The following is a 16277-nucleotide window of genomic DNA, read 5'->3' as shown; positions in this document are numbered from 1 at the left end:
TCGCCCCGGCTGTACCAGCCTCGGGTTTTCCCCGAGCGTAGTTCGGACGTTCCGCGGGTTCTGTTCCGGTCCATAACCGGGGCCCACCGAAACCCGCCACCCCGCTACTCCGTGTATTAGCCGCGAACGTCCGTGCCTCGATTGCGCGTCGCTCGCCGTCATTCCTTTCTTTTTTCCGGGACCGGATCAGCGCCGTCGGCGCGTCCGGATTGGCACCATGACTCGATTCAGATTCCCCCGATTCCGTATCCGATGGCGCGCCGACGCCTTCACGACGGTGCTGGGTTTCACCTTCGCCCATTGGCGGCATCAGCCGCTGCTGATCGCCGGCATCGCCGTGACCGTGCTGGTCTCGACCATGGCCGACGTGCTGCTGCCGCTCTATGCCGGCCGCCTGGTCGACGCGCTGGCGGGCGGCATCACCGACCGCGAGGCTGCCCTTTCGGCGGCGCTTTCGGCGTTCGCGGCCCTGATGGCGCTCGGCGTCGGCATGATGGCGCTGCGCCATGTCGCCTTCCTCGCCATCATCCGGCTGACGCTGAACATGATGACCGACATTGCCGGCGACGCCTTCCATCGCGTGCAGCGCTTCTCGACCAACTGGCACGCCAACGCGTTCGCCGGCTCGACCGTGCGCAAGATCACGCGCGGCATGTGGGCGCTCGACCTGCTGAACGACACGCTGCTGCTCGCGCTGCTGCCGTCGCTCGTCATGCTGGTCGGCACGACGATCCTGCTCGGCTCGTACTGGCCGGTGATGGGCCTGATCGTCGCCGCCGGCTCGGTCCTCTACATCGCCATGACCGTGTCGCTGTCGCTGTTCTACGTCGCACCGGCGGCCAGCCTCGCCAACCAGTGGGACACCAAGCTCGGCGGCTCGCTCGCCGACGCAGTTTCCTGCAATGCCGTCGTCAAGGCGTTCGGCGCCGAGGATCGCGAGGACAGCCGGCTCGCGCGCGTCGTCGCCAAATGGCGCTCGCGCACCTCGCGCACCTGGGTCCGCGGCACCAATAACGGCACGGCGCAGGGCATCCTGCTGGTACTGCTGCGCGGCGCCATCATCGGCACCGTGCTGATGCTGTGGTGGCAGGGTCAGGCGACGCCCGGCGACGTCACCTTCGTGTTGACGGCCTTCTTCCTGCTGCAGGGCTATCTGCGCGATGTCGGCGTGCATATCCGCAACCTGCAGCGCTCGGTCAACGACATGGAGGAGCTGGTAGCCCTGCACGCCCAGCCGCTCGGCATCGAGGACCGGCCGGACGCAATTCCGATGCGCGTCGGCGCTGGCGAGATCCGCTTCGACGACGTCACCTTCCACTATGCCGGCCACGAAAAGCCGCTCTACAAGGATTTTGACGTCACCATCAAGGCGGGCGAGAAGATCGGCCTGGTCGGCCATTCGGGCTCCGGCAAGACGACCTTCGTCAAGCTGATCCAGCGTCTCTACGATGTCACGGACGGCCGCATCGTCATCGACGGGCAGGATATCGCCCATGTCACGCAGTCGTCGCTGCGGGGCGAGATCGCCATCGTGCAGCAGGAGCCGATCCTGTTCCACCGCTCGCTGGCGGACAACATTGCCTATGCGCGGCCCGGCGCGTCGATGTCCGAGATCATCGAGGCGGCGCGGCTCGCCAACGCGCATGATTTCATCGAGCGGCTGCCGCAAGGCTATGCCACGCTGGTCGGTGAACGAGGCGTCAAGCTGTCGGGCGGCGAACGCCAGCGTGTGGCGCTTGCTCGCGCCTTCCTGGCCGACGCACCGATCCTGATCCTGGACGAGGCGACATCGAGCCTTGATTCCGAATCCGAGGCGCTGATCCAGGAGGCGATGGAGCGGCTGATGGAAGGCCGCACGGCGATCGTCATCGCCCACCGGCTGTCGACGGTGCGGGCGCTCGACCGTTTGCTCGTCTTCGACCGCGGCCGAATCGCGGAAGAAGGCACGCACGAGCAGTTGGTCCGCACCGAGGGCGGAATCTATCGCAAGCTGTTCGAACGGCAGGCGATGGATCTGACCCGGGGCCTCGCGGCCTAACACATAAAACCCGAACGGGCCGGCTCGACGCCGGCCCGTCCTTCTTGTCAGGTCTACTCCGGCGCGGCCAATCCGGCGGCGGCCGGTTCTGGCCGCGTCACGATCCAGACGGCGCTGGCGAGCATCGCGGCGGCGACGAGGATGGCGAGCCACAGAGGCGGATGGGCCGAGAGCCAGAACACCGCATAGCCGAGCGTGATACCGCCACAGGCCATCCATTTGGCCCGGCGCGGTATGGCGCCATGGGCACGCCAGTCGCGCAGCACGCCGCCGAATCTCGGATGGGCGAGCATCCACGCCTCAAGGCGTGGCGAGGACCGGCCGAAGCTCCATGCCGCCAGGATCAGGAAGATCGTCGTCGGCATGACCGGCAGGAAGGCGCCGATGATCCCCAGCGCCAGAAACACGAATCCGAGCACGACGAAGCCGGCCCGCCGACTGGCATGGAGGGCCGCGCGGCGGCGCGTGCCGGCCTGCGGGTTCGCCGTCATGAGGGGCCTCCGGCCGCCACTGGATTCAATCTCTCCCCGCCCGTCTTGATGCAGGATACCGGCCGTCCGACGGACCAGTCTGGCGGCCGTAAAGGCAGGATGGAGATAGAGCGCCATCGCGCCGCCGCCAAGGAAAACCTTGGCGCGAGACCGTGGGGCATCGTCGCGCCCGCCGGATGGCTGCATGGATACAACCGATAGGCCGCATTGCGATGCCTGTCGCCGGTCCAAAACGCTTGTCATGGCGCGACCACGGATGGATCATCGACCATCCAGCGACGGCGCCACCCTGCCCCTCCAGCCAACGAGGCCAAGATGACCCGACTGACCGCCAGGGACTTTCATCCCGAACTGCTCGAGCTCTACGATTTCTACGCCCATGGCCGGATCACCAAGCGCGAATTCCTCGACCGCGCGGCGAAATTCGCCGTCGGCGGCATCACGGCGGCAGCGCTGCTGGCCTCGATGAGCCCGAATTACGCGCTGGCCCAGCAGGTACCCTTCACCGATCCGGACATTGTTGCCGAATACGTCACCTATCCCTCGCCCAACGGCCATGGCGAAGTACGCGGCTATCTGGTCCGCCCGGCCAAGGTCGAGGGCAAGCTGCCGGCCGTCGTTGTCGTGCACGAGAACCGCGGCCTCAATCCCTATATCGAGGACGTCGCCCGCCGCCTCGCCAAGGCGGGATTCATTGCCCTCGCGCCGGACGGCCTGAGCTCCAAGGGTGGCTATCCCGGCAATGATGAAAAGGGCCGCGAGCTGCAACAGCAGGTCGATCCGACCAAGCTGATGAACGACTTCTTCGCGGCGGTCGAATACCTGATGAAGAACGATGCAACCACCGGGAAAGTCGGCATTGTCGGCTTCTGCTATGGCGGCGGCGTCGCCAGCGCGGCGGCGGTCGCCTATCCCGAACTCGGTGCCGCCGTTGGCTTCTATGGCCGCCAGCCCAAGGACGAGGACGTGCCGAAGATCAAGGCTCCAATCCTGCTGCATTATGGCGAACTGGACACCCGCATCAATGAAGGCTGGCCGGCTTATGAGGCGGCGCTGAAGGCGAATGGCAAGACCTACGAGGCCTATGTCTATCCCGGCGCCAACCACGGCTTTCACAACGACTCGACCCCGCGCTACGACAAGGCTGCCGCCGATCTTGCCTGGCAGCGAACGATCGACTGGTTCAAGAAATATCTCTCATAGGCGTCCCGCGACGTCGAGGCGCCGCCACGGAGCCAAGCGCCGGAGACCGCCACCTCCGGCGCCAGGTCGCTCGAACGGATACTCTCGCCCATCCAGCAACGCGGCGACGCTACTCTTGCGAAGCGAGAGGAAACGGCGAATAGTCATGATCGTCTACTGCGCCGCAAAGCCGGGATTCAATCGTGGCATTCATTGAACAGCCGGTTGTTGCGCTCTTCCTTTGCCTGGCCCTCGGCTATCTGATCGGCAAGCTCCGCATCGGGCCGATCCAGATCGGCGGGGTATGCGGAACGTTGTTCGTCGCGCTGGCCATCGGCCAGCTCGGGGTGACGATCGACGCCGATCTGAAGAACACCGCCTTCGCCCTGTTCATCTTCGCCCTCGGCTTCACGGCCGGCCCGCAGTTCTTCACCAACATCCGCGGTGGCTGGCGCTACGGCATCCTGTCCTTCGTCGAGGTCGGCGCCGTCCTGCTGCTCCTGGTCGGCGCCATCCTCCTGTTCGGGCTCGATCACGGCACCGCTTCCGGCCTGTTCGCGGGCTCGGCGACCGAATCCGCCGTCCTCGGCACCGCCTCCGACGCCATCGCCCGCCTCGCCATGCCAGCCGCCGAGGTGGCGCGGCTACAGGCCAACATGGCGACCGCCTATAGCGTCACCTACCTCTTCGGCCTCGTCGCGATCGTCGTCTTCACCACGCAGATCGGCCCGCTGCTGCTCGGCGTCGACGTGCGCGAGGCCTCGGCCGAGCTGGCGCGGCAACTGGGTGCCGAGGACGATTCCGACAAGGAGAACGGCGTTCCCGAGATCGTTTCCCGCGCCTTCCTGGCCGGATCGAACGCCGGCAGCAGCGTCGGCGCCTTGGAGAACAGCGTCAACGGCGTCGTCACCATCGGGCGGGTCGGCCGGGACGGCGTGTTCAGCGAACCGACCGCCGAGACCGTGCTGGAGGCCGACGATATCGTCCTGGTGATCGGCCGGCGCCGGGCCGTCATCGCCGTCAGCGAACGCTTCGACCAGGAAGTGCCGATGCCGGCGGGCGAGACGGTCCCGCTGGTCGAGCGCGAGGTCGTCCTGACGCGCCGCGAAGTAAACGGGCGCCGGATCCGCGATCTCCGCCGCATGGCCAGCGCCGAACAGAGACGAGGCGTCTTCATCTCGCATATCCGCCGCCTGGGCCAGTCCGTCCCCTCCCTTCCCGGAACGACGCTCCAGGAGGGCGACGTGCTGACCCTCTATGGCACCGAGGCAGCGATCGCGCGGGCCGCCCCTGCCCTCGGGCACCCGCTGCCCGCGACATCGGCGACCGACTTCATCATGCTGGGACTCGGCATCGTCGTCGGCCTGGGGCTCGGCGAGCTCAGCCTGCGGATCGGGGCACTGAACCTGACGCTTGGAACGGGCGGCGGCGCGCTGGTGTCGGGCCTCGTCTTCGGCTGGCTTCACATGCACCGCCCGCAATATGGCGGGATCCCGCCGCAGGCGGCCCAGTTCATGAAGGATTTCGGTCTCGCGACCTTCATCGCGGCGGTCGGCCTGTCGGTCGGACCGGACGCGTTCGCCCTCTTGAAGCAATACGGCCTGGTGCTGCCGGTGCTGGCGATCCTGGTCTCCGCCGTGCCGGCGCTGATCTCGCTCTATATCGGCCACTATCTCCTGAAGATCGAAGCGCCGATCCTGCTCGGCGCCATCGCCGGCCAGCATTGCAGCACGCCGTCGATCAGCGCCCTGGTCTCGATCGCCGGCAATTCGACGCCGGTGATTGGCTATACCGTCACCTACGCCATCTCGAACGTCCTGCTGCCGCTGATGGGCCCGGTCGTCGTCGGCCTGGTCGGCATGCTGGACTGAAGGCGGCGCACCTCTCCCGGAACGCGCCGCCCTGCCCGTCTTCCAAGGGCGACCGCGAACCGACCTAGTCGCTCGCCCGTGCCAGCTTGGTCCGCGCCGCTGCCTGCTCGGCAGCGCCGAGCTGGGTCGGGCCGAGCTTGAAGGTGATCCCATCCAGCTTGCCGGTGAAGGCGAAGGGCAGCTGGTAGTCGCTGTCCTCGACCCCGCTGCGCGTATCGACGCCGACGTCGAAGGTCTCGTCGATCGTCATCAGGAACGGTGTGGTGTGCGGAACCGTCTGGCGGGCAACCTCCTGCTCGTCGACCTTGAGCACGCCCGTGCCGCCCTTGCCCGCGCCCGGCCCGTCATAGGTGAAGTCGAACACGATGGTGTGCTTGCCCGGCGTCAACGCATCGTTGCCGGCCCAGCGGAAGCGCTGGAGCGCCAGCAGGTTATAGAGGAAGACCGGCTTGCCCTGGACCAGATAGAGCCCATAGCCGCCGAACCGGCCGCCCATCGTCGCCAGCATGCCCTCCGCCCCGCCCTGCGGGATCTCGACCTCGGCCGTGATGGTATAGGACTTGGTCAGGAGATCCGGCGCGGCGCTGGGCGGAATGCCGGAAACGCGCCCGGCATAGGAGAAGCTGTTCCGCCCGGCCGTGGCGCTCGGACGTGGCGCCAGAAGACGCTGCACGATCGAATTGTCGAGCGGAAACACGTTGTATTTCGATGCCTCGACCAGGAACAGGTCCTTCAGCTCCTGCAGCTTCTCGGGGTTTTGCGCGGCGACGTCGTTGTTCTGCGAATAGTCCTCCATGATATTGTAGAGCTCCCAGTCATAGCCATCGATCACGTCCGGCATCTTGGCGAGCCCGAGCAGCCAGGGCGGCTGCGGCGGTTTCGTCGAGGCGATCCAGCCGTCGTGATAGATCGCGCGGTCGCCGAACATCTCGAAATACTGGGTGGTGCGGGCCGACGGCACGCCCTGGCTCGACTTGTCCCAGCTGTAGCTCATGCTTACGCCCTCGATCGGGCGCTGCGCGATGCCGTTGACGGTGACAGGCGCCTGGACTCCCGTCGCCTCCAGGATCGTCGGCACGATGTCGATCATGTGGTGGAACTGGGTCCGGATGCCGCCGGCGTCGCGGATGCGCGCCGGCCATGCCATCGCCATGCCCTGCCGCGTGCCGCCGAAATGCGAGGCGATCTGCTTGGTCCATTTGAACGGCGTGTCGAAGGCCCAGGACCAGGCGACCGACATATGCGGCGTCGTCTGGTCGGAGCCCCAGACATCGTAGAACTTCAGCTGGTCCTGGACCGGAACGTCGATGCCCTGGATCGCGGCGAGATCGAACGGCGTGCCGAGCGTCGAGCCCTCCGCGCTCGTGCCATTGTCACCCTCGATATAGATGATCAGGGTATTGTCCAGCTTGCCCTGGTCCTCGATTTCCTGGATCACCCGGCCGATCTCATGATCGGTATAGGCGACATAGGCGGCGTAGACCTCGGCCTGGCGAGCGAACATCTTCTTGTCGTCGGCGGAAAGCGTATCCCATTTCGGCAGGCTGTCCGGCCAGGGCGTCAGGGCGGTGTTCTCCGGAATGACGCCAAGCCGCTTCTGGTTGGCAAAGATCTCGTCGCGCATGGCGTTCCAGCCCATGTCGAACTTGCCCTTGAACTTGGCGATCCATTCGGGCGTCGGCTGGTGCGGCGCATGCGTGCCGCCGGGAACGAAATAGAGGAAGAACGGTTGGTCCGGCGCCGAGGCGCTGGTCTGCCTCAAATAGTCGATCGCGTTGTCGGCGAGATCGGTCGTCAGATTGTAGCCGGGACGGCCGATCCAAGGGAACACCTGGGTCGTGTTCTGGAACAGATAGGGCGTCCACTGGTTGGTCTCGCCGCCCATGAAGCCATAGAAATAGTCAAAGCCCATGCCGACCGGCCATTGGTCGAACGGACCGGAGAGGCTGTACTGGAAGCTCGGCGTGTTGTGCTCCTTGCCGAACCACGAGGTCTTGTAGCCGTTCTCCTTCAGGATCTCGCCGATCGTCGCGTTCTCCGGGCCGATGACGGAATCATAGCCCGGGAAGCCAGTCGACTGCTCGGTGATGACGCCGAAGCCGACCGAGTGGTGGTTGCGGCCGGTGATCAGCGCCGCCCGCGTCGGCGAGCAGAGCGCGGTCGAATGAAACTGCGTGTAGCGCAGCCCCGCCTGGGCTACCCTATCGAGCGCCGGCGTCGGAATGACGCCGCCGAACGTGCCGGAAACGCCATAGCCGGCATCATCCGTCATGATCAGCAGAATGTTGGGCGCGCCGGCCGGCGGCACCACCCGCGGCGGCCAGAACGGCTTCGAGTTGGCGGCGTCGAGATTGATCACCCCGCCGAAGGGCAGTGGCGGCGGCGGGATCGTGTGGCCGTCGATCGTCTGCGTCGCGCTCGGCGATCCCGGCGTGCCGGTGATCGTCTGCGCCTGCGCGCTCAGGATGCAGAAGCCGGAAGAAAGCATCAGGAAAGACAGAAATCGCCTTGAAATCATGGCGCATCTCCACAAAAATCCGCAGATCTTGCTTGGCATGAACTGCCGGATGAAAAGCAATATGGAATACAGACGAATTGTTATTGGCTATTCGGAGAGAGGCTCGACACGGCGACGCCAAAATACAGAAGACCGGTACAAGCCTCAATTCTTTCGCTGTCACGCCAGCGCACGATTTGGTTACAGTCGGCCTCGCCGCCACGACCCGTGCGCAAGTTCAGACGCCGCCGTCGGAACCACGCATCGGGCCCATGCATTCCAAGATTTCACGAGGCCCCTGCCCGCAGGACGGGAAAGCATTTCGCAATTCGGCCCCGGCCGCGAAAGGACACGCGATGGCGATTGCCAAGAACACGATCTGCGTCTGGTACGAGAAGGACGCCGAGGCGGCGGCCCGCTTCTACGCCGAGACATTTCCAGACAGTTCGGTGGGCGCCATCCATCGCGCCCCCAGCGACTTCCCATCCGGCAAAGCCGGCGACGTCCTGGTGGTTGATTTCACCGTCGCCGGCATCCCCTGCATCGGCCTCAATGGCGGACCGGCGTTCCGGCAGAGCGAAGCCTTCTCGTTCCAGATCGCCACCAACGACCAGGAAGAGACCGATCGCTACTGGAACGCCATTGTCGGCAATGGTGGCCAGGAGAGTGCGTGCGGCTGGTGCAAGGACAAATGGGGCGTGTCCTGGCAGATCACGCCACGCGTGCTGACCGAGGCGATGGCGGCCGGCGGCGAGGAAGCCAGGCGCGCCTTCGAGGCGATGATGGACATGAAGAAGATCGACGTCGCCGCAATCGAGGCGGCAAGAAGGGGGTGAAGTAGCGCTGGAGAGATCTGAAGTAGCACCCAATTGTCTCGGCTACAGTGCCCCGCGACTTTTGATGGTTGCTTGAGGCACGGGTCTGAACGGCTACTCGCCGCTAAAATGAGCGGCCAATGAGCCGTCAGCCCGCCCTGGAGCAACGCGCTTCACTTCACAAATGTCGTTATTCCGATGTGAGCATGAGGTGTGCCGAAAATCTATATTTCTTCTACTCCCGTAGCATTTCGACACCCATCATTCTACCTTGGCGTGCACCAACAATCTAGCTAGACATTCGTGACCAACCGGGGTGATCACGAATGTCCTTTATCTTCAGCGTTCCAGATTTGTCGCTTAAGCCCGTTGAGATCGAGCTGGTGCCTGGCTCTTCCACTTTCTTCGTCGGAGCGAATGGTAGCGGCAAAACGCGCCTAGCAGCACGCGCTGAAAAAGAATTGGGCATGAATGCCCACCGCATTTCCGCTCATCGTTCTTTGCGCCTCAATCCGACCGTTGCGAAAATCAGCCAGGTGAAGGCACAGAATGGATTGCGTTTTGGCTACGCAGACGTGGAACGTGAAGAAGGAATGGGCTATAGAAACAGCAGAAGATGGGGAAACAGCGCTGAGACTAATCTTCTAAATGACTATGATTTTCTTGTGCAATCGCTATTTGCTGAACAATCTAACGTAGCATTACAGACTCACAACTCCATACATGCAGGCACGCTCGAAAAGCCGAAACTGACGCGCTTTCAGAAGCTGACAGCCATCTGGGAAAGAATTCTCCCTCATCGCAGCCTTGAGATCACGGGAGACGACATCAAGATAGCGGCAGCTGGGCAGTCGTCCTACAGCGCGGCCGAAATGAGCGATGGAGAGCGAGCGGTCTTTTACATGCTCGGCCAAGTTCTGGTCGCTGAACCAGATTCAACCTTGATTTTCGACGAACCGGAACTCCATGTCCACCGCGCAATTCTGGGCAAACTTTGGGACGAGGCGGAAGCGGCACGTCCTGATTGCGCCTTTCTTGTGATTACCCACGACCTCGAATTTGCCGCCTCGCGGCCCAGCCAGAAGTTCGTCATCCGTAGTTATCGGGCGCCTGGCTTGTGGGAGATCGAACAGGTTCCCGAAGACAGCGGCTTCAGCGAAGAAGTCGCAACGCTAATCCTCGGCAGCCGCAAACCAATTTTGTTCGTTGAAGGCACCGGTGCCAGCCTCGATCTCGCAATCTACCGAGCCTGTTATCCCGACTGGACGGTGCTACCGCGAGGCCCCTGCGAAAATGTCATTCACGCAGTTGCTACCATGCGGAGGAACGCGAGCCTCACTCGCGTAACATGTGCAGGTCTTGTTGACGCCGATGACTACAGTGATGAGGACAAGAGACTTCTTGCCGAATTCGGGGTCGGCACACTCCCCGTCTCGGAGATAGAGAACCTACTCCTGCATCCGGAAGTCGCTACCGCCATCCTGGAAGAAGAGAAGTTTCAAAACACTGAAATTGAAGCTAAACTCGGAGCGCTTTTGGATGAAGTCCTCATGGAGGTCTCCAGACCCGGCTCAATTGATGAGGTTGTGCTGCGCTACTGCCGCAGACGGATCGATCGCACGTTGAAGAAGATCGACTTCAAGGATGTGAAATCACCCGCAGATCTTGCGGCAATTTATGCTGAACGTACCGAAGCGCTGGACGTCGCAGCAGTTGCCAAGGAGGCGCGCGACCGGATTGATGATGCCATCGGAAGGCGAGACCTGCCGACCTTGCTGGCCAATTTCGACAACAAGGCCCTTCTCGCGCTGGCGGCGAAGCACCTTAAGGGTAACTCTAAAGTGGCGTTCGAAAGCTGGGTGACCCGCACAATGCGCGACCCCAAGCTAGACAAGTTGAAGTCCGCGCTGAGCAGGATTCTGCCCACTATAACGGCCCATTAAGGCGGAGAGGCCCGTCACCGGCGCTTGTTGCCCTTTGGCCCCTTCAGCACCGGTGTCTTGGCGCGGTTCTCGTGCTCCGCCTTGCGCCAGCCAGCGGTCTTGGTGATCGGGTCCGAGGATTAACTCAGCGCCCAGACCGCATCGAAGAATCCCTCGGCGGTTGTCGAATTCCGGGCCGCTCGTTCGGCAGGGGAACGAGAGACCAATTAGCCGAGGCGCGCGAACTCGCTCAGGAGGAACCATGACGCAGTATCTGGTCGCCATTCACCATCCCGACGACTACGACCCTTTCGTCGCCGAAGACGCGGCCATGGACCGCGATATCGATGCGCTCAACGCCGAGATGCAGGCGGCGGGCGCCACGATCTTCGTGGGCGGCCTGAAGCCGGTGGCGAGTGCGAAGTCGCTGCGGGCCAAGGCCAATGGCGAGATCGTCGTCACCGACGGACCCTACACGGAAGCCAAGGAGCACATAGGCGGCTTCTGGGTCTTGGAAGCCGCGAACCTGGACGAGGCGCTGGCCTGGGGCCGCAAGGCCGCGATCGCCTGCCGGGCCCCCGTCGAAGTGCGCCCGTTCCACTGACGCGCTCGGTTCGCCCCTTCAGCGGCGCTTGTTGCCCTTCGGGCCCTTCAGCACCGGCGTCTTGGCGCGGTTCTCGTCCTGCAGCTTGCGCCAGCGATCGAGGCGGTCGGGATCGAGCGTGCCGGCCTTGACCGCCGCCTGCACGGCGCAGCCCGGCTCGTGCTCATGCGTGCAATCGCGAAAACGGCAGTTCGGCGCCAGTTCGGTGATCTCGGCGAACAGCTGGTCGATGCCTTCGGCCGCGTCGCTGACATGCAGCGTCCGCATGCCGGGCGTATCGATCACCCAGCCGCCGCCGGCGATCCGGTGCAGCGAGCGCGAGGTCGTGGTGTGGCGGCCCTTGGCGTCGCTCTCGCGGATGCCGCCGGTCTGTTGCGGTGCGTCCTGATCGGGACCGGCCAGCGTGTTCAAGAGCGTCGACTTGCCGACGCCGGAGGAGCCGATCAGCGCCACCGTCCGCCCTGCCCCGCACCAGGGCGCGAGCTCTGACGCGGCCTCGCCACTGCGCCCGTCCAGCGTGACGCAATCGAGCCCGCGCTGCAGCGTCGCCACCTGCGTCGCATAGCTTTCGGCATCCGCGACCGTATCGGCCTTGGTGAGCAGGATCACCGGATGCGTGCCGGCCTGGTTGGCGAGCGCCAGATAGCGCTCGAGTCGGGCGACGTTGAAATCGGCATTGCAGGAGGTGACGATGAACAGCGTGTCGACATTGGCGGCGGTCAGCTGCGGCTGCGTGCCGCCTTCGACGCGGCGAGACAGCAGCGTCCGCCGCTCCAGCCGGCGGCGCAGCAGATGCGTCTCCGGCTCGACGAGCACCCAGTCGCCGACGGCGTAGTCGCCGGTGTTGGTGTGGACCGGCAGCGTCAGCCGGACGGGTCCATCAACCGAGACGGCGCTCATCCGCGCCCGGTGCACCGTGGCGATCCGCATACGCTCGAGAGCCGCTTCGTCGGGCTCGACCTGCTCGGCGAAGAAATCCGACCAGCCCATGCCGGCAAGCGCCGAGGCGTCGTCGGCGGCGGGATCGATCCCGATCTCGCTCAAGATCGGGCCGGGCGGTAGGGCGTCGCGGTCATCGGCAGCATCCTGGGTAACAGAGGGGTGACGCCAGGCTAACGGAAACCCGGCCGATCTGGCGCTCCGGACACGGGCCACGCACCGCCGCCCGCCTCGGCCTCGCGTTCTATAGGGCCGCGCCGACGGCTCGCGCAAGCGTCGCCGCTCAGGCTTTGCCGCCGTCGCGCGAGGCAAAATAGGCGCTCATCGCCTCGCGGGCGCGGTTGTGATGGCGCGAAAGCGTCGCCACGGCGCGTTCCACGTCGCGGTCCCGGCAGGCCGACAGCAGCTCCCGATGCTCGTCCTGGCCCATGTCGCCGACGGCCGCGAGATGGAAGCGCAGATGTCGGTCGGCCGTCGCAAGATGTTGTTCTGTCAGCGCAATCAGGCGCGGCAAGCCGGCCTGTGCGTAGAGCGTCATATGGAAGCGCCGGTTCAGTTCACCCATGCGGCCGGGGTCGGTCTCCTGGTCGATCTCGGCCAGCAACTCCTCGGCAAGGTCGAAATCCGTCTCGCTCAGATGCGGGATCGAATGGCGGAGTGCCTGCGGCTCCAGCGCCGCGCGGATGGCGTAGTTGTCCATGGCATCCAGCAGCGTGATCTGGACGACGACAGCGCCGCGGTGCGGCTCGAAATCGACGAGGGCCTGCGCCTCAAGTTGGCGCAAAGCCTCACGAATCGGCATCCGGCTCACCTTGAAGGTCGCCGCCAGCTCCTCCTGCCGCAACGGCGTTCCCGGTGCGATCGCCCCGGAAAGGATGGCCTCGCGGAGCGTTGCCTCGACGAATTCGGTCGCCGTGCGAAACCGCGGCGCCGCGGATTGCACCAGCTCCGACAACGCAGCCGTCATGTCCGATTCCTCCAGAGCTGTGCGAGACAAGCACGATCCGCCCTTGCCTGTCGATTGGATCCAATCTAACAATTTGCTCGGTGAATGCAATCGAGGCCCTTGCAATGGATATCCGAGCCGAGGCGCCAGCCGCCCGTTTCGACGCGGCGGACCGGCCGTCGACCCATCCTGTCCGCGCGACCCGCCCCGTCGGGCTGATGCAACCGATCCTGGCCGGCATCATCGCCGCCTTCGTTGGCTTTGCCGGCGTCTTTACGGTTGTACTGCAAGGGTTTACGGCCGTTGGCGCCACCCCTGCGCAAGCTGCCTCCGGCCTGATGGCGATCTGTTTCGCGCAAGGCCTGCTCTCGATCTTCCTCAGCTGGCGCTACCGGATCCCGATCAGCATCGCCTGGTCGACTCCGGGCTCCGTCCTGTTCGCCGCGACCGGCCTGATCCAGGGCGGCTTCCCGGCCGCCGTCGGCGCCTTCGTCCTCGCTGGCGTGTTGATCATCGCGGCCGGGCTGATCAAGCCATTCGGCCGGCTCGTTTCATCCATCCCGCCGGTGCTGGCGAGCGCGATGCTGGCCGGCATCCTGCTCAGCCTCTGCCTCGCCCCCGCCAAGGCCGTCGGCGTGGAGCCGGCGCTCGCGATTCCCGTCGTGCTGGCCTGGGCGATCGTCGGACGGATCAAGCGGATCTGGGCGGTACCGGCGGCGGTCGCCACGGCGGTCGCGCTGATCATCTGGACCGCGCCGGCGGATGGCTGGTCGATCGATCACATCACGCCCGACATCGTTTTCGTTTGGCCGGTATTCACACTGCAGGGCCTGATCTCGCTGGCCATCCCGCTCTTCATCGTCACCATGGCGTCGCAGAACCTCCCCGGTATCGCGGTCATGAAGGCCAATGGCTATGAGCCGCCGGTCGGGCCGGTCTTTGTCGGCACCGGCATCGTCAGCATCCTCGCCGCGCCGTTCGGCGGCCACACGCTCAACTTCGCAGCCCTTACCGCCGCGATGTGCGCCGGTCCCGACGCCCATCCCGATCCCGCACGGCGCTGGGTCGCTTCGGTGTCGGCGGGCGTGTTCTATCTCTTCCTCGGCCTCGCGGCGACGCTCGCGGCAGCACTCATCACCGTGGCGCCGCCGGTGCTGATCCAGGCCGCCACCGGCCTGGCCCTGTTCGGCGCTTTCGCCGGCGCGCTCGCCGGTGCGATCTCGGCGCCCGCGCATCGGGATGCGGCGATGGTGACCTTCGTGACGGCGGCTTCGGGGCTTTCCTTCTTTGGGGTCGGTGCGGCATTCTGGGGGCTCATCGCCGGCGGAGCCTTCATGCTCCTCAACAGAAACAGGAGCCGATGACCGTCGCAGGTGTCATCCTCGCAGGAGGCAATTCCGTCCGGATGGGGCGCGAAAAGGCGTTCGTCGAATTCGGCAGCGTGCCGCTGATCGACCGCGTCGTCGCCCGTTTCCGTGACCAGGTCACATCGCTGGCCATCAACGCCAACGGTGATCCGGCCCGCTTCGCATCGACGGGGCTGCCAGTTCTCGCCGACGACCGGCCGGATACGGGGCCGCTGGCCGGCATATTGGCGGGAATGCGCTGGGCCGCGGCGCTGCCCGCGCGACCGAGCTTCATCGCCACGGTGCCGATCGATACCCCCTTCTTCCCGGTGGATCTCGTGGCCCAGCTCGATGCGGCCCGCGATGGCGAAACCCGGATCGTCATCGCGGCGTCAGGCGATCGGGACCACCCGGTCGTCGGCCTGTGGCCGGTCGACCTCGCCGACACGCTCGATTCTTGGCGCCAGACAGCCAAGAGCCAGGGCGTGCGCGCTTTCCTTGCCAGTTGCGGTTTCGTCGTCGTGAACTTCGAATCCCCAACCGGCGGGCCGGATCCGTTCCTGAACGCCAACACCCGGGCCGAGCTTGACGAAGCGGCGAACTGGCTTTCCGCCACCATCAAGGGCTGAGCGGAGCGCCCGCCCACAGGCAGTTGCAGCCTCCCCGCAAAAGGTGGGAATATATGGCAAGGACGGAACGTCTGCCGATGGCAGGCGCAACCGGACGCACTAGAAAAAGCGTATGTCAGAGGGAATGCAAATGCGTATCGTGAAGCAGGCCGCCATCGCGGCTCTGGCCTTGATGGCTGTCACCGGCGTCGTCCAGGCGAAGGAATGGAAGAACATCCGGGTCGCCGTCGAAGGCGCCTTCCCGCCCTTCAACTTCGTCAGCGCCGACAATCAGATCGGTGGCTTCGACGTCGATATCGCCAAGGCGATCTGCGAGAAGATGAAGGCGGAATGCACCTTCGCCGTCCAGGATTGGGATGGACTGATCCCCGCGCTGCAGGCTGGCAAGTTCGACGCCATCATCTCGTCGATGTCGATCACGCCCGAGCGCAAGAAGGTCATCGACTTCTCTCGTCCCTACTATCAGTCGCCCTCCTCCTTCATCGCGCCGAAGACCGCCGGCATCAAGGACACCTCGCCGGAGAGCCTGAAGGGCAAGACGATCGGCGCGCAGTCCTCGACCGTCCAGGCGGCCGAGCTCGAGGAGAAGTACAAGGATTCCGAGATCAAGCTCTATCCGACCCAGGACGAGGTCAATCTCGACCTGGTTTCGGGGCGCATCGACATGCTCTTCGTCGACAAGCTGCCCGGCCTTGACTGGCTGAAGACGGCGGACGGCGCTTGCTGCGAGTTCGTTGGCACCGATATGCCGACCGATGGCGTCGGAGCCGGCGTGCGCCAGTCCGATACCGACCTGCGCGACCAGATCTCGGAAGCGATCGTCGCCATCAAGGCCGACGGCACCTACGACAAGATCAACGCCAAGTACTTCCCCTTCTCGATCTGGAAGGACTGAGCCGCTGGCATAGTCGGGCGTGGACAAGCGTCCGACTATGCCCTGCCTTTCGCCGCACCCCGGGGGGCCGCGTGGACCTGCTAAGATTGTTGAGTTTCGGTC

At 64.8% G+C, this 16277-nt stretch carries 13 protein-coding genes; 9 read left to right on the top strand and 4 right to left on the bottom strand.

Annotated elements, in window-relative coordinates:
• Window positions 1-217: 217 nt before the first annotated feature.
• Window positions 218-2038 (top strand): ABC transporter ATP-binding protein, encoded by a 1821-nt coding sequence (locus G342_RS0118205; protein ID WP_018184607.1) that lies wholly within the window; start codon window positions 218-220, stop codon window positions 2036-2038.
• Window positions 2039-2091: 53 nt separating this feature from the next.
• Here G342_RS0118205 and G342_RS24600 read toward each other — a convergent pair whose 3' ends face one another.
• Entirely contained in the window at window positions 2092-2529 is a 438-nt protein-coding gene (locus G342_RS24600) for a YbaN family protein (protein ID WP_018184606.1), read from the bottom strand.
• Window positions 2530-2844: 315 nt separating this feature from the next.
• Between G342_RS24600 and yghX the strand changes: the two genes are divergently transcribed.
• The gene (yghX, locus tag G342_RS0118195; RefSeq protein ID WP_018184605.1) at window positions 2845-3732 is read left to right on the top strand and encodes a YghX family hydrolase; all 888 of its coding nucleotides are present in this window, start codon (window positions 2845-2847) and stop codon (window positions 3730-3732) included.
• A gap of 182 nt (window positions 3733-3914) precedes the next feature.
• On the top strand, window positions 3915-5582 hold the full coding sequence (gene aspT, locus G342_RS0118190) for an aspartate-alanine antiporter (protein ID WP_018184604.1): 1668 nt from the start codon (window positions 3915-3917) through the stop codon (window positions 5580-5582).
• A 64-nt stretch (window positions 5583-5646) separates the two neighbouring features.
• Here the strand turns inward: aspT and G342_RS0118185 are convergent, their stop codons facing one another.
• Window positions 5647-8100 (bottom strand): arylsulfatase, encoded by a 2454-nt coding sequence (locus tag G342_RS0118185; protein WP_026304587.1) that lies wholly within the window; start codon window positions 8098-8100, stop codon window positions 5647-5649.
• Window positions 8101-8435: 335 nt separating this feature from the next.
• On the opposite strand from G342_RS0118185, the gene G342_RS0118180 reads away from it, so the two are divergent.
• The 3 genes from G342_RS0118180 to G342_RS0118170 all read left to right on the top strand — a co-directional run bounded on the left by G342_RS0118180 (window position 8436) and on the right by G342_RS0118170 (window position 11420).
• Window positions 8436-8915, top strand: coding sequence for a VOC family protein (locus G342_RS0118180; protein WP_018184602.1), 480 nt, complete (start codon window positions 8436-8438; stop codon window positions 8913-8915).
• 305 nt (window positions 8916-9220) lie between these two features.
• Window positions 9221-10837: an AAA family ATPase gene (locus G342_RS0118175; RefSeq protein ID WP_026304585.1), complete on the top strand. Its 1617-nt coding sequence runs from the start codon at window positions 9221-9223 to the stop codon at window positions 10835-10837.
• Between the two features lie 241 nt (window positions 10838-11078).
• Window positions 11079-11420, top strand: coding sequence for a YciI family protein (locus tag G342_RS0118170; RefSeq protein ID WP_018184600.1), 342 nt, complete (start codon window positions 11079-11081; stop codon window positions 11418-11420).
• An 18-nt stretch (window positions 11421-11438) separates the two neighbouring features.
• Here the strand turns inward: G342_RS0118170 and rsgA are convergent, their stop codons facing one another.
• Together rsgA and G342_RS0118160 are read right to left on the bottom strand one after the other, a co-directional pair.
• Window positions 11439-12410 carry a ribosome small subunit-dependent GTPase A gene (rsgA, locus tag G342_RS0118165; RefSeq protein WP_051094331.1) on the bottom strand — a complete coding sequence of 324 codons (972 nt, stop codon included), beginning with the start codon at window positions 12408-12410 and terminating at the stop codon, window positions 11439-11441.
• Window positions 12411-12642: 232 nt separating this feature from the next.
• Window positions 12643-13431 carry a GntR family transcriptional regulator gene (locus tag G342_RS0118160; protein WP_245557292.1) on the bottom strand — a complete coding sequence of 263 codons (789 nt, stop codon included), beginning with the start codon at window positions 13429-13431 and terminating at the stop codon, window positions 12643-12645.
• Here G342_RS0118160 and G342_RS0118155 point away from each other — a divergent pair.
• The 3 genes from G342_RS0118155 (at window position 13431) to G342_RS0118145 (ending at window position 16175) form a co-directional block, all read left to right on the top strand.
• Complete coding sequence (locus G342_RS0118155) at window positions 13431-14669, top strand: benzoate/H(+) symporter BenE family transporter (RefSeq protein WP_018184597.1); 1239 nt, start codon at window positions 13431-13433, stop codon at window positions 14667-14669. The two genes, G342_RS0118160 and G342_RS0118155, sit on opposite strands and share 1 nt — an antisense overlap.
• Complete coding sequence (mobA, locus tag G342_RS0118150; protein WP_018184596.1) at window positions 14666-15280, top strand: molybdenum cofactor guanylyltransferase MobA; 615 nt, start codon at window positions 14666-14668, stop codon at window positions 15278-15280. The genes G342_RS0118155 and mobA overlap by 4 nt, the downstream gene beginning before the upstream one ends.
• Window positions 15281-15410: 130 nt before the next feature.
• Window positions 15411-16175 carry an ABC transporter substrate-binding protein gene (locus G342_RS0118145; RefSeq protein ID WP_018184595.1) on the top strand — a complete coding sequence of 255 codons (765 nt, stop codon included), beginning with the start codon at window positions 15411-15413 and terminating at the stop codon, window positions 16173-16175.
• Window positions 16176-16277: the final 102 nt, after the last annotated feature.

Origin of the sequence: Kaistia granuli DSM 23481 (assembly GCF_000380505.1) — a bacterium.
Taxonomy (GTDB): domain Bacteria; phylum Pseudomonadota; class Alphaproteobacteria; order Rhizobiales; family Kaistiaceae; genus Kaistia; species Kaistia granuli.
Note: the sequence above shows the minus strand (reverse complement) of the source record. Positions and strands in the feature narration are given on the sequence as shown.

Excerpts from the sequence above, each read along its gene's own strand:
- G342_RS0118170 (WP_018184600.1), top strand. The coding sequence starts at position 11,079 with ATGACGCAGTATCTGGTCGCCATTCACCATCCCGACGACTACGACCCT.
- G342_RS0118205 (WP_018184607.1), top strand. The coding sequence starts at position 218 with ATGACTCGATTCAGATTCCCCCGATTCCGTATCCGATGGCGCGCCGAC.
- rsgA (WP_051094331.1), bottom strand. The coding sequence starts at position 12,410 with ATGGGCTGGTCGGATTTCTTCGCCGAGCAGGTCGAGCCCGACGAAGCG.
- G342_RS24600 (WP_018184606.1), bottom strand. The coding sequence starts at position 2,529 with ATGACGGCGAACCCGCAGGCCGGCACGCGCCGCCGCGCGGCCCTCCAT.
- yghX (WP_018184605.1), top strand. The coding sequence starts at position 2,845 with ATGACCCGACTGACCGCCAGGGACTTTCATCCCGAACTGCTCGAGCTC.
- G342_RS0118185 (WP_026304587.1), bottom strand. The coding sequence starts at position 8,100 with ATGATTTCAAGGCGATTTCTGTCTTTCCTGATGCTTTCTTCCGGCTTC.
- G342_RS0118175 (WP_026304585.1), top strand. The coding sequence starts at position 9,221 with ATGTCCTTTATCTTCAGCGTTCCAGATTTGTCGCTTAAGCCCGTTGAG.
- mobA (WP_018184596.1), top strand. The coding sequence starts at position 14,666 with ATGACCGTCGCAGGTGTCATCCTCGCAGGAGGCAATTCCGTCCGGATG.
- G342_RS0118145 (WP_018184595.1), top strand. The coding sequence starts at position 15,411 with ATGCGTATCGTGAAGCAGGCCGCCATCGCGGCTCTGGCCTTGATGGCT.
- G342_RS0118180 (WP_018184602.1), top strand. The coding sequence starts at position 8,436 with ATGGCGATTGCCAAGAACACGATCTGCGTCTGGTACGAGAAGGACGCC.
- G342_RS0118155 (WP_018184597.1), top strand. The coding sequence starts at position 13,431 with ATGGATATCCGAGCCGAGGCGCCAGCCGCCCGTTTCGACGCGGCGGAC.